Origin of the sequence: Candidatus Njordibacter sp. Uisw_056, assembly GCF_047730085.1 — a bacterium.
GTDB lineage: Bacteria > Pseudomonadota > Gammaproteobacteria > Pseudomonadales > Balneatricaceae > Njordibacter.
The window spans coordinates 1,771,941-1,795,344 of record NZ_CP159830.1 but is presented as its reverse complement, the minus strand read 5'-3'; the positions used below and the strand labels follow the sequence as shown (position 1 = coordinate 1,795,344).

The window sequence follows — 23,404 nt, the reverse complement described above, 5'->3', positions numbered from 1 at the left end:
CCATTCAAATTTTAGCGATAAAGGAACCAAATGGGATACATAGATACGTTAATTCAAAATTGTAATGCTGCAAAACTAGCTGTTCCACGCAGAGAGTTTGTCCTTAAAGATCTAGCTGAGTTAGATCATATAAGCCATGCGGTTTATATTATTGAGCAATTAGAAGGAGACATCACAGCAGCCTACCAAGATTTCTCGCAGTATAAAAAAAAGAAAGAGAGAAAGTGTGTCAAACTAAATTCTCCATCAAATACCATGTACGTCGGATCTTCCACGACTGGGGTTAAAAAACAGCTCCAGCAGCACGTTGGTGATGGCTATCATGGAACTCATGCTCTTCATCTAAAGCATTGGTTTAAAGGAAATTACCAAATCACTATAAAAGTCTATGACGAACCGAAGGACGTGATACAAATAATACAGGATGACATTTCTGATAGTTTGAAGCCTGCATTTGGTGAACAGGGTGGTAATAAGTAATAGCGCCTGGTTATTAAACAGATTTACTCCAATAGTGGGTAACAGAAATTAGGTCATTAGGACCAAAAGTAATGAAGAAAAAAACGTTTATCATTTTAATAATCACTCACCTATTGGCTGTGGCTTTCGGTTTTGCTGCTGGGATCTATGCGTTACCCATACTTATTGCGCCACCTGCGCCAAGTGTCATTGAAATTCAGGCAGCGTCTACTCAGCCTGTCTACTCAGCTGTATTTATAAGAGATCTTGAAGGCAGTGATACATTTCACTGGGGTGAGGGCAGGGTCACTATTAGCAAAGATGCTATTGCCTTTATGGGTAAGCTTGCGCCTGGCCCAGACTACAGGCTTTATTTGTCCCCAGAGTTTGTGGAAACAGAAGCAGAGTTTAATCGCTTAAAGCGAACTATGGTGCTTATTGGTGAGGTGAAAACCTTCGACAACTTTATAGTAGAGGTTAGCCCTAATATTGACCTGGCAGCATACAACACGGTTGTCGTTTGGTGTGAAACCTTTGGTGAGTTTATTACCGCGGCTAAGTATAAGGAGTAGTGAAAAATTACCCGATAAAGCCTACTGAATTATACGGCTGTGGTAGCCAGCACAAAGTTACCAACAAGACGTTTGTAACAAGATTTAGCCCCAATGACGTTGGCTTTTAATAACCATTTGGTAAGTTATGGAGCCAGCTGCGAGATTTTTGGCATGCTAGCTATAGTTAAATGCCCCTAACCTTTCACAAAAGCAAAAGACATACCTAGGTTGACTCACACAGATGCAAGGCTGTAATAATTTACCCCCACATACTTAGTAATGCTAGCTAAAAGCAATGCAATTAATTAGGAATACAATGAAGCCACTAGATGTGATTTTACGCAAACCTATTTCGCAAGATGGCCCATCAGTGCACCACCTCATTAACCAAATTCCCGAATTAGACAGCAACTCCATTTACAGCAATTTACTGCAATGCAGCCATTTTTCAGACACCTCGATTATTGCTGTGGATCAGGACGAAACTGTTGGGTTTATAAGTGGTTACGTTAAGCCAGGATCATCAGAAACCCTCTTTGTTTGGCAGGTTGCTGTTTGTGAGAGAGCTCGAGGCATGGGAATTGCGAGCCGAATGCTTAAACAGTTGGTAGAGCGGCAGGGCATTGTTTATATCACGCATGTAGAGGCTACAATTACTCAATGTAATACAGCTTCATGGGCGTTATTTAACAGGTTTTCGAAACAGTTTGCTGCCCCATTGTTAGCTCTGTGCTGTTTGATAGCAGCACCCACTTTAACAGTGAATATAACTCTGAATGGTTAGCCAGAATAGGCCCTTTGATTCGCTAAAACTTAACTCGCTATTAAGTCTAGATTGTTGGGTCATGTTATACCAGCATGAGGCCAAATCTAGAGGAAAAGTCAGTAGCTGCGAGGCAGTAAAGAGGCAAGCTAAGCAAAGCAAATAAAATCATTGCTGTATCAGTCTATCGTTAAGCGCTAGCGCGTACGTAAGCCGATTAATCGGTGACTTTATTCACTGTTTAGTAATTGCTGATGCTCTTCTTGCAGTCTCTTTATGTGCCTCACGTGTGCTTAATATTGGTTAACTCAATTACCCATTAAACACGTTTTAAATCTACTGGTGATATCTATTTTTTACCCAGGCATGATTGTAGGCCTTTGGCAATCTCGATCAATAAATTAGAGTAGAGGTTGGTGCCTGTAACTAAGCCTGAGCCTAGTGGGTCGATCACTCCAGATGTGTTAACACCTGTGTCCCCAAACACAGCGTTAACAATACCTGGGTTATATTGAGGTTCAGTAAACACACAGCTTACGCTTAGATCTTCTACAAGTTGCCTGATCTCTGCAATACGTCCCGGGCTTGGCTTGGATGCATCTGAAATAGAGATAGATCCTGCTGCCATAATGCCAAAGCGTTTTTCAAAATATTGGTAAGCATCATGAAAAACAATAAATTGTTTATCTTGAAGCTGCGCAATAGTGTTTTCAATACTAAGGGTAGCTGTATCAATTTTAGCTTTGCTAATGGCGGCATTTTCAAGATATTGGCTTGCATTTTCAGGATCTTTTTCTGCTAGAGCCGATGCAATTACATCAAGCCAGACCTTTCCATTAGCTGGGTCTAACCATGCATGGGGGTCAACTCCACTATGGTCATGATGATGCTCGTCTTCATGAGCTTCGTCTTCATGAGCTTCGTCTTCATGAGCTTCGTCTTCATGAGCTTCGTCTTCATGAGCTTCGTCTTCATGGGCTTCGTCTTCATGGGCTTCGTCTTCATGAGCTTCGTCTTCATGGGCTTCGTCTTCATGAGCCTCGTCTTCATGAGCCTCGTCTTCATGAGCCTCGTCTTCATGAGCTTCGTCTTCATGGCCGTCATCTTCATCTTCATGAGCGCCGAAAGTAGCACCTTCTCTAAACGCATAGGTTGTCGTACCCTGGGCCTCCAGCAACTCAATTTTCGTTGAAGTGGGAGAAAGGTTGTCTAAGGATCTTTCCAGCCAGGGTGTTAGGCCTTCACCTATCCAAAACACAAGGTCAGCTTCCTGCAGTGCTTCAGCTTCCGAGGGACTCAGTGAATAGTTATGTGGCGAGGCGCCAGACTGGATTAGCAAATCTGGCGTACCCACTCCCGCCATCACTTGTGACACAAGAGAGTGAACAGGGGTGATATCAGTCGCTACATTTGGGGCAGCATTTACGCCAAGTGACATCATGCCTAGAGACACGATGGCCGTTATTTTTTGGTATTTTTCCATGTTTTTGTAGACCTTTTAAGAGCTAGGGGTTTTCAGAACTAAAGCAATGTTATAACATAACACATGTTTTGAAAAGCAGATTATGTTGCGAACGCTAAAAATGTTGCCTTTAGCTTATGCAAAGCGACTAATTAAATTGAGCGTCATTAGGCCATGGATTTAAAAAGGACGAAAAGGTAAGGCTACGCATTTGTGCACCTACACTAAATGACTCAATTATTATTATTAAAAAGACAGTTTTTAAATATCCCCGTATGTTTAAAACTAATGCCGACGGGAGAACGCATGAGAGTACTTACCACTAACAACCTAGGTGTGAGCTTTGGAGGCAACACGGTATTAAAAGACATTAATATTCACATAGACAAAGGAGAGATATTATCTATCGTAGGCCCCAATGGCTCTGGAAAATCTACTCTTTTAAGAACGCTCATTGGCGCTGTGGTGCCGACTTTGGGCAGCGTGAAAATTGCTAGCAAACAAATTATTGGCTATGTGCCACAACGTCTTAATATTGATGAAACTATGCCAATGACAGTGCATAGGTTCTTGTCTTTACCTAAACGCCAGAAACAACAAGACATAGATGCTGCATTGCAGCATGCGGGATTATCTGATCTTGGGAGGCAGCAGTTAAGTACGTTATCTGGAGGGCAGTTTCAGCGTGTTCTGCTAGCTCGCGCACTTATAGAAAAACCTGATTTGCTGTTGTTGGATGAGGCTACACAAGGGCTTGATCATTCTGGATCGGCAGACTTTTACCGACAAATTGAGAGAGTCCGGCAAGAACTAAATTGCGCCATTATGCTAATAAGCCATGAACTCCATACTGTTATGCGTACATCAGATCGCGTTATTTGTCTTAACCGCAGTATTTGCTGCGAAGGTGCGCCAGACATTGTTAGTGTGGCGCCTGAATATAGGCTGTTGTTTGGCCTTGATGATGATCAAATGTTTGCTAACTACAGCCACCATGACCCTGCAACCTCACAACAAGAGAGCTTTGTTTAATGCTTGACGATTTTATTTTACGTGCCGCCCTAGCTGGCCTTGGTGTGGCAATTGCAGCTGCACCGCTTGGCTGCTTTATTGTTTGGCGACGTATGGCTTTTTTTGGTGATGCTACGGCACATGCGGCTATTTTGGGTGTTGCTTTGTCTCTCACCTTTTACATCCCAATATTTGTGGGTGTTCTGGTAGTGTCTCTGCTGATGGGTATAACTGTTGCTACTATGAGTGAGCGAGGTTATGCGATGGATACGCTTCTCGGTGTATTGTCGCACTCTTCACTTGCTTTTGGATTGGTTGCAGTGTCTTTCTTATCAGGTGTTCGCATAGACCTTATGGCCTATTTATTTGGTGATATTCTTGCTGTTGGCAAAATGGACCTTGGTGTTATTTGGGGTGGTGCTGCCCTAGTTCTCATGCTGATCGGTTGGCGTTGGTCGGCTCTACTTATGTCAACGGTTAACGCTGAACTTGCATGTGCAAGTGGCATTTCACCCAAGCGAGAGAAAATAATCCTCACTTTGTCATTAGCGATTGTTGTGGCTGTGGCTATTAAAGTAGTCGGTGTTCTACTCATTGCTGCAATGCTAATTATACCGGCAGCTGCGGCTCGACCTTTTAGTAGAACACCAGAAATAATGGCAATTATTGCAGCTATTATTGGATGTGGTGGCTCACTGGCTGGCTTAAAAGTATCTTTCGTTATGGATACGCCCACAGGTCCAACCATCGTTTGTATTGTGGCATTGCTTTTTGGTATCTCCGCTTTTGTTCAATACATTTTCCGATCAAAACCAGTTAATATTTAGCCGACGTTTATAGGTGTTTGAACCATAGTGATGTATATTTGGGATATTTTCCATGCTACCATTGGTTATGTTATAACATATCTAAAGGAATACCCGTGAAATCATCCAAACCCATAACTTTCGCTTTAACCAGCCTCATGCTCACATTGCCATCCTATCATGCTGTAGCTATCGGTTTAGATGCGCACGAACACGGCAGTGCAAGCTTAAATATTGCAATAGACAGCAACACTGTTGATATGAGATTTGAATCACCAGCAGTAAATATTGTTGGCTTTGAATACACAACTGAAGATGCTCAACAGCAGTTATTAATTAAACAAGCCAAAAAAAACTTGTCTAACTTTGATGCTATTTTTCAGCTAGCAGGAGCCGTATCTTGCCAAACAGTTCAAGCAACTGCGAACTGGGTTACAAAGCACGAAGAAGGTCATGAAGAACATGAAGAAGGTCATGAAGAACATGAAGAAGGTCATGAAGAACATGAAGAAGGTCATGAAGAAGGTCATGAAGAAGAACATGAAGAACATGAAGAACATGAAGAACATGAAGAACATGAAGAACATGAAGAAGCCCCTGCAGCGGAACATGCAGAATTTATTGCAGAGTATCAATTAGAATGTAAGCAGCTTAATAATTTAACTGGAATAAATGTTAATTTGTTTGAGTTTTTTCCAGCTATTTCTGACCTAGATGTTCAAGTTATTTATTCTGGTGGACAAATTAAACAAGAATTAAACGTTAACAACACGCTCATTAAATTAGCCAACTAATGGTTGAGGCTGTCTCTAAACCACCGTTAGTAGCGCTAAAAGAAGTAGACTTTGCTTGGCATGCCAAAGCAAACTTCACTATTAGTTCTGGTAGCCTCTGCGTAGAAGAACATGAGCACGTTTTTATTCGCGGGGCTTCTGGATCTGGAAAGTCGACACTTCTCAATATTATCGGTGGTATTGTCACACCCCAAAAAGGCCAGGTTGACATTGTAGGGCAGGATTTTTGCCAACTTAAAGAACTAGAGCGCGACAGGGTTAGAGCAGACCACATAGGTTTTATCTTTCAGCAGTTTAATTTGATTCCTTATTTATCAATATTAGAAAATGTGACGCTACCGTGCCGGTTCTCAAAACTAAGGCGTGAGAATGCAATCAAGCGCTCGGGCAGTGTCACTGAAGAGGCAGTTTACTTGCTGAGCCGCTTGTATTCTGAGGGTCAGTTTAGTTTTCACCGTTCTACAAGCGAGCTAAGTGTAGGGCAGCAACAGCGTGTTGCAGCAGCTCGTGCGCTTATTGGCCAGCCTCAACTAATTATTGCAGACGAACCGACTTCATCGCTGGACTATGATGCACGAGAAGCATTTATGGCACTTTTATTTGATGAAATAAAGCTCAGTGGTTCAACATTAATTTATGTTAGCCATGACCCCACGCATCAACATTTATTTGATCGAGTTGCCGATATGTCAGTGATCAATCCGCAAAACGAGCCAGATTTATGAACCTCAGGTTATTAGCGAAAAAGAGCCTGCAAAGTCGCCGCTCTACTGCTATTTTAACTATTTTTTCGATTGCAGTTAGTGTTCTGCTTTTGCTAGGCGTTGAGAAAATTCGGGTAAATGCGCAAAGTAGTTTCGCTAACACTATTTCCGGTACAGATTTAATTGTTGGGGCTCGCAGTGGGTCTATTCAACTATTGCTTTATTCTGTTTTTCGCATGGGTAACGCCACTAATAACATTTCATGGAAAAGTTACCAGGATATAGCGCAACAAAAGGGGATTAAATGGACCATTCCCATATCTCTGGGTGATTCACACCGCGGCTTTCGAGTTATGGGCACAAGCCGGGATTATTTTTCGGTATATCAATACGGTGAAAAGAGAACACTTAAGTTTTCTTCTGGTGTACAGTTTGAGGGTGTATTTGATGCAGTTATCGGAGCAGAAGTAGCCAACTCTCTAAACTATGCCATTGGTGACGAAGTAATTATTTCTCACGGCACGGGGAGCACAAGTTTTTCGCAACATAAAGATAAGCCATTTGTAATTAGTGGTATTTTAAAGCACACAGGAACCCCCGTAGATAGGACCGTTCATGTAAGCTTGGCTGGCATAGAGGCGATGCATGTCAACTGGCAGGGCGCTGTGAAAAAACGTAAGGTGAGCAAAGCCCTTACAGAATCTAACTTACAGCCAGAATCTATTACCGCTTTTTTAGTAGGCTTGGATAGTAAAATAGTCTCATTCAAAATGCAGCGCTATATCAACGAATACTCCTCTGAACCGCTACTAGCTATTTTCCCTGGAATTGCACTTCTCGAGCTTTGGAGTTTAATGTCGGTGGCAGAGAAAGCGCTACTAATCATCTCTTTATTTGTTGTTCTAGCTTCACTCACAGGAATGCTTGCTGTCTCATTAGCAGGGCTTAATGAGCGTAGACGCGAAGTAGCCATTTTACGTTCGGTAGGGGCCAGTCACTGGCACATTATGGGCTTATTAGTAACAGAAACCGTATTTTTGACGCTCGCTGGTATTCTCTTGGGGTTAATGTTGTTATATTCCAGTATTTGGCTAGCTCAGCCCATAATAGAAAAAAACTACGGCTTGTTTATTCCTATAACTGCCCCAAATATTAGAGAGCTGGGTATGGTTTCTATGTTACTTGCAACCAGCTTCATTGTTGGCTTAGTGCCGGCGTACCGTGCTTACAAAAACTCTTTAGCAGATGGCATGTCTATCCGCTCCTAACGCAGAGGAATATGATGAAAAATATGAATGACGCCTATCGTCCTTTGTTATTGATCTTGCTGTTCTCCTTTTTTAGCGCCAGTAGTGCTTTTGCAGCTGATGCCAATGAAATTGATTGGGAAAGTTTAATTCCCCAAGACTGGAACCCAAACCAAGTATTTGAAGACATGACTGATGAGCAATACTACGCGCTGTCAGACAGTGAGTTATTGGTCCTTGAACAAACGGTGCAAGCCATGTTTGATGCAGCCCCGGTAGTAGACGCTTTTGAGGGTAAGCGGGTAAAAATACCTGGCTTTGTGCTGCCGCTTGAATTTAGTAGCACGCTGCTTAAGGAGTTTCTACTGGTACCTTACTTTGGGGCATGCACTCATACGCCACCGCCGCCAGCTAACCAAATCATTTTCGCAAAGCTGGAAACAGGCACTAAGCTTGAGAGTATTTACTTGCCTGTCTGGATTACAGGCACGCTTAATATAAGCCGTTTGCAAAGTGAACTTACCGAATCTGGTGTTGCTAATGGTTTAGCAGTGCAATCGGGTTACTCTATAGATGTTGAGTCAATTGAGCCCTACATAGAGCAATGGTAACCTACCTGTTCGCCCAGTTAACTGCGGCGAGTATAAATTTCGTGAAACGTTTATTTAACACAACTGCTTTGGTAAAAGATGGTTGTCCCATGAAAAATCATTGGCGGAATGATCACCAGTTTCTATAGCGGACAGTGTTTTTGTTATCGCTGCATAGTGATAAATTTGCCCTGTACCTGTGCTGATGATAAACCCACCCAGCCCATTACTGGCGCTGAGCCCGCACGCATCAGTAATGGCTAGGCTTTGGTGATAAATAGGCTCCACGCCTTGAACTAAACGCCAAACTACAACACGATGGCCTCTAGGTGAGCTAGCACTAAGCCACTCACCGCTAATGTCGAAGGCTACGCTACCTAGGTAATTATTTAGACCTATGGTTGTTTTTGGGTCACAAGACAGATAATTTATATGCCCACCACTGATGAGTAATAAAAGAGTCTTTCGCACATGTGCTGGGCCCTGATACTGACAGGCTACGGCCACTTGGTTACGCCAATTAACAGCAATATGCCTCAAACTTAGTTGTGACTCATCAATGCTATATTGTTGGGTTAGGGTGCCATCACTAAGGCGCAAGTAGCTTATATTAGGTGCCATAGTGGCTAGGTTAAGTTTCTCACGCCCGTGTTTAGGTTGCGTTAAAATACCACCGTTGGCAACCCATAAATGTGTGCCATCATGGCTAAGTTGAATTTCATGGGGACCTATGCCTTGGCTCAACCATTGGTGAAGACGCATGCCACTGTGTGCATCCCACACACCAATACAACCCTGCGCTAATTGAACATTATTCTCGGCACTGTACAGTAATTCACCATTACTACTGAAACAACAATGCCCAGACAGGCGGCTGATAAGGGTTACACCTAACCATTGAGGCTTAGCCAGTGGGTTTTGCAACAATAGCATCCACACGCCAGGCCGGCGGCTACACACCACCAGTTGGCCCCGAGTACTTTGTTGCAGCCCATGGCCACGGCTGGGCAGTTTAATTTGGCGCTGTACTTGGCCTTGTGCATCAAAAATTATGAGCCAATAAAAACCACCTTGTTTAGCAGTGCCTGCCCAATAACCACTATTATTGAGTTTAGCTGCTGATGCACACGAGTTTAAGGCAAACAGCATACCAATACCCACTTGGCGCATAAAGTACCGGCGACTGGTAGGTAATGTTAGATCTACTGTAGACATCAGTCTCCGTCGTAGGCGTTAAAGCCAAGGTGCACATTAAGGCGGGGATATAGTTCCCTAAGCTTGGCTTGCAGCTGGATAAATTGTTCTTGCAGTGCGTTTACTGCTAGCCAATGTTGTGGCTCACTAAGGTGAGTTACTAGGGGTCTAGGCAATTGATCAAGTTTTTGCTGAATAAGGCTTAGGTGATTACTGATTTGGTGCCAATGAGGTGTTTCCCCAGCCCTAATAAGTGCTGGCTTCAGGGTGATGTTAAGGCTATCTGTTAAGCCCCTAGCATTAGCTTTGAGCATTATTAAACTATTACTGCTACGCCAGCTTTCAAGGCGTTTTGGCTTAGCCTTAGTGACCTTGCTGGCAAGGGGCTTAGCTAACTTTTTGGTAATAATTTTAGTAAGCAAGACATCAATATTGCTAAATATAAAACTAACTTGATCTGCAGGCTTTTTAAATCTGCTGTTACTAACACTAGGCCCAACTAGCTGTGCACGCCATTTAGCGCTCCAATCTTCATTAATGGCGGCTGTTATACGAACCAAATTATTAGTTATAGTTACAATATAGTAACAACCAAATTTTTCTTGGTCTTGAATAACTGTTTGTCGGTAATAGGGTTCAAATAATAATCGCTCTAGCGCAGGATACCCTGCTAGTGCAACACTTGCGTGTTCAAGCCCTAGTTCTTGTAACACTTGTAAATTAGATTCATCTATTAATTTGGCTAATTGTTTATTTACTAGGTTATTACGGTCAGGCCAAAAGTAGAGTTGAAAATTTCTTAGTTCGTCCTGCATAGGCCCACCATCTATGGCTTGGCTGTATGCCATTGCCTCTAGAGCTTTACTGAAGTGTGGTTGCATTTTGTCAAGCTGATGCAAAGATTTTGCGTCACAAAGCCCCCCAGCGTGTGTTTGGAGGTGCAGATTGGCTTGGTGCAAGTTTTTATAACTTGGCAACACATACTGGTCAACCCATGCCTTCACTTCGTTGTTACTGACCAGTAGGTTAGCGTGGCTTGGAATGATAATAAACCACGTTAAGGCAGCAAAAATAATTGGTATTAGGTGTGAAGAAGTACATTTTTTAACCATTAGAGAGACTCTAAGAATGCAACTAATAAACGCCTTTCTTCAGGTGTCATATTAACTACTTTTTGCTGAGCTTTATGAGCCTCTCCACCGTGCCAAATGATGGCTTCAAGAAGGCCCCTAGCTCTGCCGTCATGGAGGAAAAAGTTATGTTTATTGACGGTTTGGGTGAGGCCAATACCCCATAGTGGTGGCGTGCGCCACTCAAATCCTGTAGCCATAAATTCTGGCCTGTGATCTGCTAAACCTCTGCCCATATTGTGTAGTAAAAGGTCTGTATAAGGCCATATTCGTTGTCCAGCTTGCTCTATGTCAGCATTTTCTGAAGTGGTATAGCTTGGTTGATGGCAATCCACACAACCACTTTGATAAAATAAAGCCTTTCCCGCCAACACTTTTGGATTATTCACTTTCTGACGTTTTTGTAAGGCTAAATTACGCGTATAAAAATTGACTAGCTTCATACCCTCATTAGAAATTTCCACGTTATCGTGCTGTAGTGTGCCGCCATGGGGAGCTTCAATACAGGTGACTTGAGCTTGGCTGCAGTCTCCTGTTACGCTTGTAAAAAGGGGGCTAGCAATTCCTAAGTCGCCACTGAATGCATCAGCATTTTGCTGTGGCAGGTTAGGTTGGCCTGCTTTCCATCCAAACCGGCCAAGGCTGCTGCGTTGCTTTACAAAGTCCCACACTTCATTAGCTTTGCCTGAAATTCCGTCATTATTGGTGTCTTCGGGGTCTGCAAGGCTGAGGGTGTCACTGGCTGCGATAGCTTCTAGCAATCCCAAGCCAATCATGGGTGGCGCCACTCTTACAGACATCATCGTTTGTGGGTGAAGTGGGCCATAATTTGGGTTAGCTATCGTGTAGGTTGGATGGCGCAGACTAACTTCTTCTCCACCCTTTAAGTGAATAATTTTTTCCTCATAAGTAATATTAATTTTACCTTCACTCAGGTTTCCTGTAACGGCTAAATCTTGCAGCTGACTTCCGTAGGTGGGTTCACTAATGACCCCCACACGGCCGCTGGCAAGGGCGTCACGCTGGCGTTTAGTCTGAGGAGGTATGCTTAACCGCATGAGCATAGAAATGGCATTGTCTTGGGGGAAATTAGCCTTAGGTGGGTGACCTCTACCATCTTTTATGTGGCAACGTTGACAGGATGGGGCGTTGAATAAAGGCCCAAGTCCATCACTTGCCAAAGTAGATGATGGTGATGCAACCCAAATCTTTTTAAATAGGGCATTACCTAAACTAAAGTTCATCTTACGCGAGAATTCTAAGTTAGCTGAACTATGAGAGAAACTATGGGTGTTGCGTTTTTTATTAACAGTAGCGCTCCCGCCAGGGAAGGACTCTCCCGGCTCAGCTTGGCTAAAGTCTTGTGTTGCTGGATGCACTAAAGCAAAAGCTTGGGGGTATATCAAGGTGCACATAAAACCCAAAAGGGTTAATAGTAAGGCTGATTTTTTCATCTTAAAAAAACCGAACAGCGATCTAGTAGCTGTCCGGTTGGTCCTTTGGTTTTGACTAAAAGGCTAAGTTTAAAAGTTATTGCACTGCACTTGGGTTGTCTAAGCTGTCAGAACCCTCAAAAGCCAGTTGGTCTATTGATAAAACAGGAAGTAACTCTTCAATGACTAAGGTTTGTGCTGTTAATGCATCGACTACATTTTGCACAACTTGGTTACCAGCACGGTTTCCACTACCAATCATTTGATCATAACTTTCTGTACTCTCAGCACGGTCTACCATTGCTTGCATTTGGCCCATCGTATGGGTCAGAGCACTTTTCATACGCGCATCTAACTGGGGTGAAGCCGTCGCTATTAAACTTGACAAGCTTGTTCCAGAGACAACACTGCCATCAATGCGTGTATATTGCCCTAAGTAAACGTTTTGAATAGACTTCGCGTCATAGTAATGTGAGTTATGAGTATTATCTGAGAAGCAATCGTGCTCTTCTTCGGGATCATTTAGCATGAGCCCCAGTTTAATGCGTTCCCCAGCGAGCTCGCCATAAGATAAGCTACCCATGCCAATAACCATGGCACTAATAGCTTCAGCGTTAGCTGCGCTTGTCAAATCTGTTCTAGCTTCACCGTCTACTTGCCAGGCTTTAATAATGTCTTTCAGGTCTGACTGTAGCAGTGTACTCGCTGCTAAAAGGTAATCTCCACGGCGATCACAATTTGCATTTGAACAATCGTTGACGTCATAGTCAGTTGCTGGGCGAGCCCCTGCTCCTGGGTTTGTGCCATTAAGATCTTGGCCCCACAACAAAAACTCAATGGCATGGTAACCACTAGCAACGTTAGACTCTACCTCATCAGCTTCATGCAGGGTGTTGGCAATAAGGTCTGGGGTAATATTTGTGACATCAACCATGCTACCATTAATGTTGATTTCTTCACTATTGATCACATTAGCAAGGTAAAGGTCGTTGTCATCTGAGGCTGTGCCGTAGCTTACGTCCACATAATCAATTAAGCCTTCATCCAGTGGCCAAGCGTTTACTTTACCTTCCCATGCATCTACCACTGGGTTACCAAAGCGATAGGCTTCAGATTGTTGATAGGGAACACGTGAGGCAAGCCAAGCCAGCTTTGCAGCGTTAAGGTTGGTTTCTGTAGGTGTGGCTATAAGGGTTTCAATAGACGTGTGTAAAACTTCAGCTTCAGTTAATGAATCTTCAAAAGTTGCCAGGGCAATGTTAGCGTAGGTATCTATTACGTCAGTTTCGCTGATGTTTTTTTCGTTGCTATTAACGCTCGCATTATTGCAGCCCGCAAGGCTCGCAGCTAAAAATGCAGCGCCAAAAGTGGTGAGTAAAGAGTAAGACATTAGAACCATTTCCTTAGTGATATTTCATATGAGTGCAAATAGTAATACAAATGATAATGATTATCAATACTGTTGAAGAAGATATCGATTGGTGTTACCTTTATGTCGTTATTGGCATTTTGAGAAGTGACAATAGCTTTTTACTATTAAGATATTGTTAAGGATGATCGACTGATGAAATTACGCTTTATATGTGCAACCCATAAACAAGAATTAAGAGCAAATACAGAAAAAGCCCTTAAATTTTGCCAGATTGGCTTTGACACAGGGCAATTTTATAATGACCATTTGCAGTGGCAAGAAGCTATTCCTCATTTGGGTTGCGCATTTGAAGCGGCAGAAATATTGCTTTCCCATAGCAACATAGACAACCAGGTGTCCTGTGACTGGCTAGCAGCATCAGCTCAATTACTCGCAATAAATTTTAATAACCTCCAGCACGTAAGCCAAGCCGAAGATGTTATTTGGATGGCTATCAACCGGTTAGAAGAGCAGCTAGTTCAGCATCCGAGCCAAGCGTTATGGATGGATCAATACCTAGTGGTGCTGTACGACGATCTAAAAACCTATATTACGATGGCTGCCAAAGTTAACGGCCCAGTGCCTAAAACACGTGAGTCAGTTGCTGTGATGCATTAATGTGCGGGGTGACACCCATGAAAATGGCTAAGAAGATGCCTATTGTGTTTAGATAGCGCTGATTTTTTACTGAAGCATTTTATTTTTTAGATAGAGCCGCCTTCAACCATATAATTATTAGCTGAGCACATGCTGGCGTCATCTGAAGCTAGAAAAATAACCATTCTAGCCACGTAAACAGGCTCGATTAAATCTGGCAGACATTGCCGTTGTCGCTGTTTTTCTAGGGTTTCAGGAGTAGCCCATAACTGTTTTTGCCGGTCAGTCATAATCCAACCTGGAACCACAGTATTGACTCGAATACGATGTTCACCTAAATCTCGTGCCATGGTTCTGGTAAGGCCATGGACGGCAGCTTTAGAGGTTGCATAAGCAGGAAAGCCCCCCCCTGTCTCATGCCAACTGTTAGACCCCATGTTAATAATGGAACCTCCGCCAGCTGCGATCATGCCTGGCGCAACAGATTGGATTGCAAAAAACTGATGCCGAAGGTTAGTTTGTAAGCGCTCATCCCAATAGGCCGGAGTGACCTCTTGCCAACTATGGCGGTCATCATTGGCTGCATTGTTAACCAAAATAGTAGCTGGCCCAATTCGTAGTGCTAGTTTTGCCAGCGCATTCTGTAAGCTTTTGATATCTTTAATATCACACAGTTCATAGATAATAGCCTCTGATGTGTTTGCCAATGCGTGGCTATTGGCCTCATCTAAATCAACAAACCCCACTTTGGCACCTTGAGCTGCAAAGCTGCGCACTAGTTCGGCCCCTATACCTGAGGCACCACCGGTGATAAAGACTGTTTTACCCTTAAGGCTTGGGTAGGTGGCAAAGGTTGATTGAGTCACTATAACTTACCTCTATGGGCTAGGCTTTGTGTGCGTTTGCATAGGTTGTTTATCGAAGTTGATTAATACTAAAGCTATAAGGTACCCATAGATACTGATTTAAAACTAATTACAAAGATCAAGAGAAAATATAGATGGATAGTTATCCGTCTATATACCATTACATGTAGCTAACTTTTGGGCTGAAGTTCAGCTACAAAGCTGCTATATCATTGTTCAATAATGGTTCTAAAGGTTAAATTTATTCTTGGAGAATGTACCTTTTTAGTGGGTGGTAATCGATGCACCCAGTGGGTTTGAGTTGTTCCCTTCATTACAAGCAAGCTTCCATGTTGTAAAACTGAACCATGGGTTTGTTGGGTTTTTTTATGTTTAAAGACAAATTGGCGTTCTGCACCCAAACTTATAGAGGCAATTGCACCGTGTGGCTTTAGCTGTTGTTCACTATCGCTATGCCAAGACATGCCTTCATCGCCCGTATGGTATAGGTTGAGCAAGCAAGAGTTGAATTTTTCTCCGCTAATAGATTCTACTCTATGCTTTAAATCAAGCAGCTCGAGGGTCCATGGCAATGCAGGCCGGGTTATTTTTGAATAGGTATAGTTGAATGATTGGCTCGCGTACCAAGCCACCTTGCGTTTAGTCATTACCTTTTTATCAAGGATAATAGCCTCATCATTTTTCCATTCAATAGTGCTGAGCAAACAACTAAAAAAATAATCTGCATCATTGGCGCTCAGCACAACACCGTGATAATTGGCCTCTCCATCCTGGGGCAGTATATTAATAGGGGGGTCTAATAATTGCGAAAACAGGTCCATATTAAAAGGCTCTATGTGCAGATTATTTTTAAACTAATACCAGCCAATAAAAATCTAACGTGAGTTAAATGGTGTCTAGTTCTTGATTTATGTCCACAATTATACCACTAGGCTTGCGATAAATTCACAAAACATAGCGTGCCTTTGGCTACCAATGTATTTCATTAGTTGATTAGTGCCCGCTATTGCATTAAGGCTGCCCTAACTAATAAGCTATCGTGTGCCCAACAGATGGGTTAACATCTTATTGAATCACTACTATGTCATGGTTTGGAGTGCGTTGGAATTATACATAATGGCACTGTGGGGAAATTAGCTTTTAAATAGTTTCCAAGGATAAAAGGAGATGGTTTTGCAAATGTGGTGTGGCGTGCCCAGCTTAATGTCTTAGGCTACAAAGATTTCAAACGACAACCTTATCGAAAACTAATGGTGGAATGCCATGGTGATTGATGATTGATGATGACTCATCCAATAAAAGATTTAAAGACTTGATAGGGAAGGGCTCCGGTACTAAAAATTTTGGCTTACAGGCATGCTTGCTTATTAAAATTCTGGCAGTACATTATATTTTTAGCACCTAGAACCTGCGCCTTACTAACTGTTAATTTCGGTTTTTAATGTTTTTCCTGGTTTAAAGTGAATGCGATTGGCAGATGCAATTTCAATGCTAGTACCCGTCTTTGGGTTACGACCGGAGCGAGCCGATCTCGACTTGACAGAGAAGGTGCCAAAGCCAATTAAGGAAACAGGTTCACCGTTGATGAGCGACGTATTAATGGCTCTTGTGATTGCATTCAGTATACGCTTTGCAGCAGCCTTTGGAACATCAGTCTCCACCGCAATAGCCTGAATTAGTTCACTTTTATTCACTATAAATCCCCTGTTTTTTAAACTACTTAATAACTTACCCAGCAAATATTGATATGTAATGCTGTGCTAAGCCAATCTTTCAAATGGATGCTTTTGTTGGGTAAAAACCGAGTTGTATTATGTTTAGCAGATAACGCGTCGCTTTTTACAAAGTAAAAAGGTACGCATGCTTTAGTCCCCAAAAGCTCTCAAGGGATCCCTAAACTTTTGAGAGGGCGCGTTTAGGGATCGCTTGAAAACTTTTTTAATCATTTTTATAGTGAGGGCTAACAGAATTAGCGGGTTAATAATCCAGATATCGTAATGTGTTTTTACATTACGGTGGCTTTAGATTTATTAACAACCTCCCTATAACCGAATAATACATCAATACGAATGAGAATACAAATGATTCTCAATTAGTATTTAATATTAATAGTGCGAATAGTTCAAAGATTAGGTCACATGCAAAGATGTGGGTTAAGTAGTCGGTAAACTTTGGTAATGTGCCAGTGGCAGTTGACCACTAGATCTAAGTTAGTTTGTTGGCTGCCTGCGCAGCCAGGACGGGGTATGTTTTGGAGCTTCAGTCGATTAGACACAGCTCCGGCTATCCACTTAAGCCTTAGTCAGTATTATAATATGACATGACCTAAGGCAGAATTAACTATTCAAGGCAGCACTATTTGCCAAAACCTATGGGATCAAAATGCTAGATCCTGTGGTAATCCGGCTTGCCAAATCGATATGGGCTTGAGCTGCATCAGCCATAGGGTAGCGATTACCTATATTAACTTTAATTTTTCCAGAACTAACCATGTCAAATAGGTTTTTAGCCATTTTTTGGCACATTTCAAAGTCTGCAACGTAGGTTGCCACTGTGGGCCTTGTTAACTTTAAAGAGCCCTTTGCAGCAAGCATGCCTACATCAAATGGTGGCACTTTTCCTGACGCGTTACCAAAGGTAATCATCATGCCGAATGGTTTAAGTGAGTTTAAAGATCCCTCAAAAGTAGATGCACCCACCGAATCCATTACCACATCTACACCTTTACCATGGGTTAACTCGAGTACTTTCTTGGTAAAATCTGCTGTCGAGTAATTGATGCAATGTGATGCACCATTAGCCAATGCTAGCGCACATTTTTCGTCCGAACCAGCGGTGCCGATAAGGATAAGTCCTTTAGCTGCAGCCCATTGGCAGGCTATCAGGCCAACGCCCCCCGCAGCGGCATGAAACAATACTGTATCGCCTTCTTTAAGGGGTGTTGTTTGCTCAAACAGATACTGCGTCGTCATGCCTTTAAGCATTATTGCCGCGGCTTGTTCAAAGGAAATGTTGTCAGGTAAGGGGCAGACTTGCGCTGCATTTAAAGTTCGATAGCTGGCATAAGATTCTTGTGAAGGGGCTGCATAAGCAACCCGTTCGCCTAGTTTTAAGTGCTGAACCCCATCACCTAGAGCAGTAACAACGCCTGCTGCATCAAACCCTAAACCAGCTGGAAATTCTGTGGGGTAAACGCCACTTCGCTTATAAATATCGATGTAATTTACGCCAATGGCTTCTTGCTTAATGCTTACCTGACCAGCCTTAGGTGCTGTAATGGTTTGTTCAGACAGCGTCATGACCTCTGGGCCGCCTGCTTTACTAAATGTAACGATTTGAGCTTGTGTCATTGCGGTGCCTTTATTTATAAATAACAACAGATTTTAAATTCTGTGTTGAATTAATGAACCTAGAAAATAACTAAAGTTATTGTGTTACGAACAATTCTAACCGATGAGTAACGGCCACAAACTGAACGCAGATCTTGCATTATTATAATCTGAGTTTGTGGGGAAGTCTGCATCATTTTATTGCGTTTTCCTTAACTTAATGGCAGGTATTGGGGTAATCCATAAATTGTACAATTTATAGGCTTATCATCACAAATAAAGGGGGCCGATTTGAATTAAACCCTGTAAGCTATAGCCCAGTTTTGATTCGCTCATCAATGATGGAGGGTCATCTGCAACTTCTGTTGATCACAGCATGCTTAAAAGCCATAAAAATGGCATAGCTTATGCTTGCACAGTGACGCGTATAACAATTTACCAATTATGGTGGTGCTAGCTAATGAAAGTTATTCGATGGGTCTTGGGACAAATTATTTTGATTCTAGATTTTCTCACCTCACCAAAAGCTGTTGTTAGAGAGGCCGAAGAACAAAGAGCCATTGATGATGTTACTGCTTCCATGTCGATGTATCAGTTTAAAACCTGTCCTTTTTGTGTCAAAGTTCGGCGTGAATTAAAGCGCCACGCACTGCATATTGAGCTGCGTGATGCCAAAAATGATGCTGAACTTAAAGCGGAATTGGTGCGCGAGGGTGGACGGCACAAAGTACCTTGCCTGAGAATTGAAAAGCCAGATAATTCTGTGCAATGGCTGTACGAGTCTAATGATATTATTGCGTACCTTAAGAACCAGTTTAACTTGGCTTAAGCGTGTGCAATCACTCGCCATTACAGCTACTTCGATAAGTGGAATAATGGTTTTTAAATGTTTGTTCTAAAACAAAGGTATTTATTAAATTCTTTTTTTAAGTCAATACTTACGCGGGCGTGCACTTTACCTTGGCGCCCCATAAAAGAGCTTTTTTCTGCAACTGGAAACACCCCTTCATGCCAAACATTGGGGTGAATATACAAGCCTTTGGTACCATTAAAATAAAATGCCTTAAAGTCTTCAGGTTTAATATCATCACCAGGCAGCGCCAGGGGTGATATAAATACACCCGGTTGTGTTGGAAAAAATAATTGCCCTCCATCTGGGTGGTAGTTAACATGCCAAAGGTACATTTTTTTTGCGGGCACATAATTATTATTTACCACAAGTTTATCTGGGTGCGACGAGTAAGCTAACACATACTTGCCATCTTCCTCATATTCGCAGTTGTTATGTTGTACCGCGTTATTCTCACCATGCAGCGTTGAGCCATCCCACCAGGTATTAAAAGATCCCTCTGTAGCACCGCCTTCATTGCCTGTGCCTTGATCAATTTCGCGCCAACCTTGTTTAGGCCAAGTCACTATTTCAATGTCACTATTTTCATAGCAATCGACTAAATAACCGTACCCCTCTAAGGACTCATTTGTTGCTTCAATAAGAGGAATTTCTAACGTTTGAACACGGGACATAAGCTTTATTTTAACCTCTTGTTCCAGTCGTGTACTCGTTTATCAACTGCTTAATAAAACAGAGGTTAAAGTGTGCTATTTTGCATTTCAATCATATGGGCCAGACTTACTTGACCATTAGAGCCCCTGCACTGCAATATACATCACACCATAAACAAAAGGTGATTGATACAGTCTCATTCATTTAGCGGCAGAGCTTGGGGCGATGACATTATTACAGAATGCATTAATTGCCAGCGGACACAAATAAGGCTGCTTAAACTCTTTCATAAGATAAATATCATTTTTGGGGAGTGATGAGCTAAATGTTGCTTTGACCAACATTTAGCTCATCCACTGGCCACCATCAACATTGTAAGTTTGAGCTACAATATAATCTGCGTCAGGGGTTGCTAAAAATACAGCCATTCCTGTAAGGTCTTCAGCAATACCCATGCGACCGTAGGGCACGCCATCACCCACTTGTGTTTTCTTCTCTCCTAGCTGTAAACCTTCATAGTTTGCAAAGAAAGCGTCTACATCGTCCCAATGTTCTCCATCTACGACGCCAGGGGAAATGGCGTTAACATTAATACCATGTTTTATCAGGTCTAAGCCTGCCGACTGTGTGAGGCTAATAATAGCTGCTTTAGTCGCACAATATACTGCCACTAGGGCTTCACCGCGGCGACCCGCTTGACTTGCCATGTTGATAATTTTGCCACCTTGACCACGTTCGATCATGTGCTTAGCTGCAGCTTGCATCATGAACATAGTGCCTGCCAAGTTAACAGAAAATACCCTCTCATAATCAATTCGGGTTATGTCCACAAAGGGTGATGCTGTAAATAATGCAGCATTATTAATTAATATATCAATTCTGCCCATCTGTGAAACTGAATCGCTAATACAGCGATTAATACTTATTTGATCAGTCACATCTAGGGACAGTGCAATACAATCTTCACCCAATACCGATGCGGTATTGGTGGCACTGTCAAAATCAATATCTGCAATAATAACTTTTGCACCTTCAGCCAGGTAGCGCTGAGCAAATGCTTTACCAATACCCCTGGCTGCGCCTGTAATAAGTGCCACTCTGCCTTCCAATCGTTTTCTAGGCATTTAACCTCCTTGAATCAAACACAGATGATACGCAGCATGGTTAGACCACAGGGAAGCGGGCCAACATCAAGCTGATAGCCTGTGTGAGTTGCTGTTTAAATTGTGGAAACTGGGTTGGTAACTGGCCCCATAAATCTTGGCTTTCAATAAAATGGGTGACGTTTAACCCATCTACAAGAGGCTCTAAAAGAGCCCACTTTGGCTCCACGTAATCAAATTCAATTTCCCCAGCTTTGACTTTACACATAAATACATACCAGCTGGCAATACCTTGTAACCCGTATACTGGGGTATAGCCTTTAGCGTAGCATGTGGCTATTGTAGGCAATATAAAAATAGGAAATTTAATACCACCATCAGCACAAATTCGGGCCACAGCGTCTGCGATATTACTATTGCAAAAACGGGTTTTAGTGAGAGCGTAGTAGTCTAATAAGTTTATTGGAGACTCTCCAATAGCTGGGATCACTTCGGTGGTCTCATAGGCTGAGAATAGGGTGTTTAGTTCTTCATCAGCTAAGCCTTGGTCGTAAGTTTTATAGCCTTTTAGTGCGGCAAAATAGGCCAATATGGTGTGACCTCCATTAAGAATGCGAATTTTGGCATCTTCATAGGGTGAAACTTCAGTGACTAGCTCTACACCTACACGTTCAAAATCTGGTCTTGGTCCAGCAAAGTTATCCTCAATCACCCATTGGGTAAAAGACTCAGACATCACTATGAGAGGGTCATGTAAATCAAATTTCTGCTTAATATCAGCAATATGAATAGCATCAGTTCTTGGTGTAATACGGTCTACCATGCAGCAAGGAAAAGTGACTTTTATGGCCACCCATTTAAGGAGTTCGGTATCGTTGCAGGCCCTAAGAAATTGCTCAAAACCTGATTTTAGATAAAGGCCATTGTTACGCAGGTTATCACAACATAATAATGTAATGGGCATATTGCAACCTAAGCGACGCACATTTAAAGATGCGCGTAAGTAGGCGTATATGCAGCTGCCAAAACCTTGTAAGGCTTCAATAATTATTGGTGAATGTGTATCTAATTGGCCATTCTCTAGGAGGTAATAGCCACTTTCAGTGACTGTCATGGTGATTAAATGAACGTTTTTATTGTCCACTGCCTGTGCCGCAGTTTCAGCGTTTGTTGACCAATCTAGGGTTGACAATATAGAGCCAATTTCTTCATAGGTGGCACGATTTTCTGGAGATAGTGTTTTTAATGTGTATAGATGTTTTTGGTCAGCTAATTGCAGGTTTATATTGGCATCCTGTGACCTTAGGTTGATGCCCATAATGCCCCATTTTTGTTGATCTTTATTACCCAATAACGTGTTCATGTAGACCGCTTGGTGGGCACGGTGAAAAGCGCCAACACCAACGTGAATAATTCCTACTTCACAGTCGGTCTTACTGTAATTAAGGGGTACGATTAGGCTAGTATTTAAAGCGTTCATAGTGAGTATCTTTGTAGTTCTCTAGTGTCTTTGTTAGGTATCGCAGGCTAAGGCATCGCTATTGTTGGTTTTACGATCGATTGATCTTTGCCCAAATTGGTTTGGATAATACGTCGGTACTCGCCAGGTGTTTTGCCTTTAAGCTTAACGAAGTGACGGTTAAAGTTGGTGATGTTGTTGAATCCAACGTCAAAACAAATGGCTGAAATCTGGTCATTAGTCTCAGCCAATTGAATGCATGCTCTACCTATACGCACTCGGTTAACAAATTCAACAAATTTATTCCCAGTAGATTTGGCAAAGTGCCGCGAAAAGGCGCTCTCGCTCATGTTAAGCATGGCTGACATTTTCCCAAGAGATAAATTTTCTTGATAGTGATCTGCAATATATTGCACCACTTCATTAATTTTATTTGCTGCAGAGGTGGTTAATGGAGAGATGATTTTTGCAGTAGACAATGTACGTTTGTGTGGCCAAGACTTCAACTCTGCTAACAACTGCATAAACGCCAAAAACCGATCCATGCCTGATGTATCACGTATTTTGCCAAATAGGTCCATGGCTAGAGACAGGTCAAAGTCAACAAATTCAACTCCCGAATGAGATAACTCGAACATGGACATCAGTTCTTGAATTTCGTTAAACCCTTGAAGCATGTGATCCATTGATTTATGGGAAAATACGACCACCATATCACGCAGTGCCACGGGGCCCGGCTCGTCTTTATTAGTGACCCAATTGTGAGGCACATGGGGCCCTACAAGAATTAGTTGGCCCGGTTTATACCGGCCAATGTGATCGCCTATAAATACCTTGCCGTGCGTACTCACTATTAAGTGCAGCTCGTAGGGTGCGTGGGCATGCCAGCGGATTAAATCGGAAGGCCAGCCGTGTTCCAAGTAATAAATACCATCATCTACATTTTCAATGATTTCAACCTGATTAAACGTATCTGTTTTCATACTCA

General features: G+C 42.4%; 24 protein-coding genes. 11 read left to right on the top strand and 13 right to left on the bottom strand.

Going from position 1 to position 23,404, the window contains the following annotated elements; genetic code table 11:
- Nucleotides 1-30 precede the first annotated feature (30 nt).
- The 3 genes from ABXT60_RS08705 (at nt 31) to ectA (ending at nt 1,797) form a co-directional block, all read left to right on the top strand.
- Nucleotides 31-480, top strand: a complete 450-nt coding sequence (locus tag ABXT60_RS08705; RefSeq protein WP_443629755.1) for a GIY-YIG nuclease family protein — start codon at nt 31-33, stop codon at nt 478-480.
- A 71-nt stretch (nt 481-551) separates the two neighbouring features.
- Nucleotides 552-1,031 (top strand): DM13 domain-containing protein, encoded by a 480-nt coding sequence (locus ABXT60_RS08700; protein WP_443629754.1) that lies wholly within the window; start codon nt 552-554, stop codon nt 1,029-1,031.
- A 298-nt stretch (nt 1,032-1,329) separates the two neighbouring features.
- Nucleotides 1,330-1,797 (top strand): diaminobutyrate acetyltransferase, encoded by a 468-nt coding sequence (gene ectA, locus ABXT60_RS08695; protein WP_443629753.1) that lies wholly within the window; start codon nt 1,330-1,332, stop codon nt 1,795-1,797.
- A gap of 328 nt (nt 1,798-2,125) precedes the next feature.
- Here ectA and ABXT60_RS08690 read toward each other — a convergent pair whose 3' ends face one another.
- The gene (locus ABXT60_RS08690) at nt 2,126-3,259 is read right to left on the bottom strand and encodes a zinc ABC transporter substrate-binding protein (protein ID WP_443629752.1); all 1,134 of its coding nucleotides are present in this window, start codon (nt 3,257-3,259) and stop codon (nt 2,126-2,128) included.
- A 285-nt stretch (nt 3,260-3,544) separates the two neighbouring features.
- Here ABXT60_RS08690 and ABXT60_RS08685 point away from each other — a divergent pair, with 285 nt between their 5' ends.
- From ABXT60_RS08685 to ABXT60_RS08660, 6 genes are all read left to right on the top strand, one after another.
- Entirely contained in the window at nt 3,545-4,270 is a 726-nt protein-coding gene (locus ABXT60_RS08685) for a metal ABC transporter ATP-binding protein (protein WP_443629751.1), read from the top strand.
- Nucleotides 4,270-5,076, top strand: a complete 807-nt coding sequence (locus tag ABXT60_RS08680) for a metal ABC transporter permease (RefSeq protein ID WP_443629750.1) — start codon at nt 4,270-4,272, stop codon at nt 5,074-5,076. Before ABXT60_RS08685 ends, ABXT60_RS08680 begins: the two co-directional genes overlap by 1 nt.
- Before the next feature lie 95 nt (nt 5,077-5,171).
- Nucleotides 5,172-5,849: a ZrgA family zinc uptake protein gene (locus tag ABXT60_RS08675; protein WP_443629749.1), complete on the top strand. Its 678-nt coding sequence runs from the start codon at nt 5,172-5,174 to the stop codon at nt 5,847-5,849.
- The gene (locus tag ABXT60_RS08670) at nt 5,849-6,574 is read left to right on the top strand and encodes an ABC transporter ATP-binding protein (RefSeq protein WP_443629748.1); all 726 of its coding nucleotides are present in this window, start codon (nt 5,849-5,851) and stop codon (nt 6,572-6,574) included. Before ABXT60_RS08675 ends, ABXT60_RS08670 begins: the two co-directional genes overlap by 1 nt.
- Nucleotides 6,571-7,821 carry an ABC transporter permease gene (locus ABXT60_RS08665; RefSeq protein ID WP_443629747.1) on the top strand — a complete coding sequence of 417 codons (1,251 nt, stop codon included), beginning with the start codon at nt 6,571-6,573 and terminating at the stop codon, nt 7,819-7,821. The genes ABXT60_RS08670 and ABXT60_RS08665 overlap by 4 nt, the downstream gene beginning before the upstream one ends.
- An 11-nt stretch (nt 7,822-7,832) precedes the next feature.
- The gene (locus tag ABXT60_RS08660; RefSeq protein WP_443629746.1) at nt 7,833-8,411 is read left to right on the top strand and encodes a DUF3299 domain-containing protein; all 579 of its coding nucleotides are present in this window, start codon (nt 7,833-7,835) and stop codon (nt 8,409-8,411) included.
- Between the two features lie 54 nt (nt 8,412-8,465).
- On the opposite strand, the gene ABXT60_RS08655 is transcribed toward ABXT60_RS08660, so the two are convergent.
- The 4 genes from ABXT60_RS08655 to ABXT60_RS08640 all read right to left on the bottom strand — a co-directional run bounded on the left by ABXT60_RS08655 (nt 8,466) and on the right by ABXT60_RS08640 (nt 13,537).
- On the bottom strand, nt 8,466-9,605 hold the full coding sequence (locus ABXT60_RS08655) for a DUF1513 domain-containing protein (RefSeq protein WP_443629745.1): 1,140 nt from the start codon (nt 9,603-9,605) through the stop codon (nt 8,466-8,468).
- On the bottom strand, nt 9,605-10,696 hold the full coding sequence (locus tag ABXT60_RS08650) for an imelysin family protein (protein ID WP_443629744.1): 1,092 nt from the start codon (nt 10,694-10,696) through the stop codon (nt 9,605-9,607). The genes ABXT60_RS08655 and ABXT60_RS08650 overlap by 1 nt, the downstream gene beginning before the upstream one ends.
- Nucleotides 10,696-12,168, bottom strand: a complete 1,473-nt coding sequence (locus ABXT60_RS08645; protein ID WP_443629743.1) for a di-heme oxidoreductase family protein — start codon at nt 12,166-12,168, stop codon at nt 10,696-10,698. Before ABXT60_RS08645 ends, ABXT60_RS08650 begins: the two co-directional genes overlap by 1 nt.
- Nucleotides 12,169-12,244: 76 nt before the next feature.
- Nucleotides 12,245-13,537 carry an imelysin family protein gene (locus tag ABXT60_RS08640; RefSeq protein WP_443629742.1) on the bottom strand — a complete coding sequence of 431 codons (1,293 nt, stop codon included), beginning with the start codon at nt 13,535-13,537 and terminating at the stop codon, nt 12,245-12,247.
- Between the two features lie 174 nt (nt 13,538-13,711).
- Here ABXT60_RS08640 and ABXT60_RS08635 point away from each other — a divergent pair, with 174 nt between their 5' ends.
- Nucleotides 13,712-14,176 carry a hypothetical protein gene (locus tag ABXT60_RS08635; RefSeq protein ID WP_443629741.1) on the top strand — a complete coding sequence of 155 codons (465 nt, stop codon included), beginning with the start codon at nt 13,712-13,714 and terminating at the stop codon, nt 14,174-14,176.
- Between the two features lie 86 nt (nt 14,177-14,262).
- On the opposite strand, the gene ABXT60_RS08630 is transcribed toward ABXT60_RS08635, so the two are convergent.
- The 4 genes from ABXT60_RS08630 to ABXT60_RS08615 form a co-directional block, all read right to left on the bottom strand.
- Nucleotides 14,263-15,021 (bottom strand): SDR family NAD(P)-dependent oxidoreductase, encoded by a 759-nt coding sequence (locus ABXT60_RS08630; protein WP_443629740.1) that lies wholly within the window; start codon nt 15,019-15,021, stop codon nt 14,263-14,265.
- A 209-nt stretch (nt 15,022-15,230) separates the two neighbouring features.
- Nucleotides 15,231-15,842, bottom strand: coding sequence for an alpha-ketoglutarate-dependent dioxygenase AlkB family protein (locus ABXT60_RS08625; RefSeq protein ID WP_443629739.1), 612 nt, complete (start codon nt 15,840-15,842; stop codon nt 15,231-15,233).
- 597 nt (nt 15,843-16,439) lie between these two features.
- The gene (locus ABXT60_RS08620) at nt 16,440-16,715 is read right to left on the bottom strand and encodes an HU family DNA-binding protein (RefSeq protein ID WP_443629738.1); all 276 of its coding nucleotides are present in this window, start codon (nt 16,713-16,715) and stop codon (nt 16,440-16,442) included.
- A 675-nt stretch (nt 16,716-17,390) separates the two neighbouring features.
- The gene (locus ABXT60_RS08615) at nt 17,391-18,371 is read right to left on the bottom strand and encodes a quinone oxidoreductase family protein (protein WP_443629737.1); all 981 of its coding nucleotides are present in this window, start codon (nt 18,369-18,371) and stop codon (nt 17,391-17,393) included.
- 439 nt (nt 18,372-18,810) lie between these two features.
- On the opposite strand from ABXT60_RS08615, the gene ABXT60_RS08610 reads away from it, so the two are divergent.
- Nucleotides 18,811-19,179 carry a glutaredoxin family protein gene (locus ABXT60_RS08610; protein ID WP_443629736.1) on the top strand — a complete coding sequence of 123 codons (369 nt, stop codon included), beginning with the start codon at nt 18,811-18,813 and terminating at the stop codon, nt 19,177-19,179.
- 53 nt (nt 19,180-19,232) lie between these two features.
- Here ABXT60_RS08610 and ABXT60_RS08605 read toward each other — a convergent pair whose 3' ends face one another.
- The 4 genes from ABXT60_RS08605 to ABXT60_RS08590 form a co-directional block, all read right to left on the bottom strand.
- On the bottom strand, nt 19,233-19,874 hold the full coding sequence (locus tag ABXT60_RS08605; RefSeq protein WP_443629735.1) for an ureidoglycolate lyase: 642 nt from the start codon (nt 19,872-19,874) through the stop codon (nt 19,233-19,235).
- A 324-nt stretch (nt 19,875-20,198) separates the two neighbouring features.
- Entirely contained in the window at nt 20,199-20,978 is a 780-nt protein-coding gene (locus ABXT60_RS08600; protein WP_443629734.1) for an L-iditol 2-dehydrogenase, read from the bottom strand.
- A gap of 40 nt (nt 20,979-21,018) precedes the next feature.
- Nucleotides 21,019-22,437: a mannitol dehydrogenase family protein gene (locus tag ABXT60_RS08595; RefSeq protein WP_443629733.1), complete on the bottom strand. Its 1,419-nt coding sequence runs from the start codon at nt 22,435-22,437 to the stop codon at nt 21,019-21,021.
- Nucleotides 22,438-22,484: 47 nt separating this feature from the next.
- Entirely contained in the window at nt 22,485-23,399 is a 915-nt protein-coding gene (locus ABXT60_RS08590; RefSeq protein ID WP_443629732.1) for an AraC family transcriptional regulator, read from the bottom strand.
- Nucleotides 23,400-23,404: the final 5 nt, after the last annotated feature.

Coding starts and splice junctions, on each gene's coding strand:
- ABXT60_RS08705 (WP_443629755.1), top strand. CDS start 31: ATGGGATACATAGATACGTTAATTCAAAATTGTAATGCTGCAAAACTA.
- ABXT60_RS08700 (WP_443629754.1), top strand. CDS start 552: ATGAAGAAAAAAACGTTTATCATTTTAATAATCACTCACCTATTGGCT.
- ectA (WP_443629753.1), top strand. CDS start 1,330: ATGAAGCCACTAGATGTGATTTTACGCAAACCTATTTCGCAAGATGGC.
- ABXT60_RS08690 (WP_443629752.1), bottom strand. CDS start 3,259: ATGGAAAAATACCAAAAAATAACGGCCATCGTGTCTCTAGGCATGATG.
- ABXT60_RS08685 (WP_443629751.1), top strand. CDS start 3,545: ATGAGAGTACTTACCACTAACAACCTAGGTGTGAGCTTTGGAGGCAAC.
- ABXT60_RS08680 (WP_443629750.1), top strand. CDS start 4,270: ATGCTTGACGATTTTATTTTACGTGCCGCCCTAGCTGGCCTTGGTGTG.
- ABXT60_RS08670 (WP_443629748.1), top strand. CDS start 5,849: ATGGTTGAGGCTGTCTCTAAACCACCGTTAGTAGCGCTAAAAGAAGTA.
- ABXT60_RS08665 (WP_443629747.1), top strand. CDS start 6,571: ATGAACCTCAGGTTATTAGCGAAAAAGAGCCTGCAAAGTCGCCGCTCT.
- ABXT60_RS08660 (WP_443629746.1), top strand. CDS start 7,833: ATGATGAAAAATATGAATGACGCCTATCGTCCTTTGTTATTGATCTTG.
- ABXT60_RS08655 (WP_443629745.1), bottom strand. CDS start 9,605: ATGTCTACAGTAGATCTAACATTACCTACCAGTCGCCGGTACTTTATG.
- ABXT60_RS08650 (WP_443629744.1), bottom strand. CDS start 10,696: ATGGTTAAAAAATGTACTTCTTCACACCTAATACCAATTATTTTTGCT.
- ABXT60_RS08645 (WP_443629743.1), bottom strand. CDS start 12,168: ATGAAAAAATCAGCCTTACTATTAACCCTTTTGGGTTTTATGTGCACC.
- ABXT60_RS08640 (WP_443629742.1), bottom strand. CDS start 13,537: ATGTCTTACTCTTTACTCACCACTTTTGGCGCTGCATTTTTAGCTGCG.
- ABXT60_RS08635 (WP_443629741.1), top strand. CDS start 13,712: ATGAAATTACGCTTTATATGTGCAACCCATAAACAAGAATTAAGAGCA.
- ABXT60_RS08625 (WP_443629739.1), bottom strand. CDS start 15,842: ATGGACCTGTTTTCGCAATTATTAGACCCCCCTATTAATATACTGCCC.
- ABXT60_RS08615 (WP_443629737.1), bottom strand. CDS start 18,371: ATGACACAAGCTCAAATCGTTACATTTAGTAAAGCAGGCGGCCCAGAG.
- ABXT60_RS08610 (WP_443629736.1), top strand. CDS start 18,811: ATGAAAGTTATTCGATGGGTCTTGGGACAAATTATTTTGATTCTAGAT.
- ABXT60_RS08605 (WP_443629735.1), bottom strand. CDS start 19,874: ATGTCCCGTGTTCAAACGTTAGAAATTCCTCTTATTGAAGCAACAAAT.
- ABXT60_RS08600 (WP_443629734.1), bottom strand. CDS start 20,978: ATGCCTAGAAAACGATTGGAAGGCAGAGTGGCACTTATTACAGGCGCA.
- ABXT60_RS08595 (WP_443629733.1), bottom strand. CDS start 22,437: ATGAACGCTTTAAATACTAGCCTAATCGTACCCCTTAATTACAGTAAG.
- ABXT60_RS08590 (WP_443629732.1), bottom strand. CDS start 23,399: ATGAAAACAGATACGTTTAATCAGGTTGAAATCATTGAAAATGTAGAT.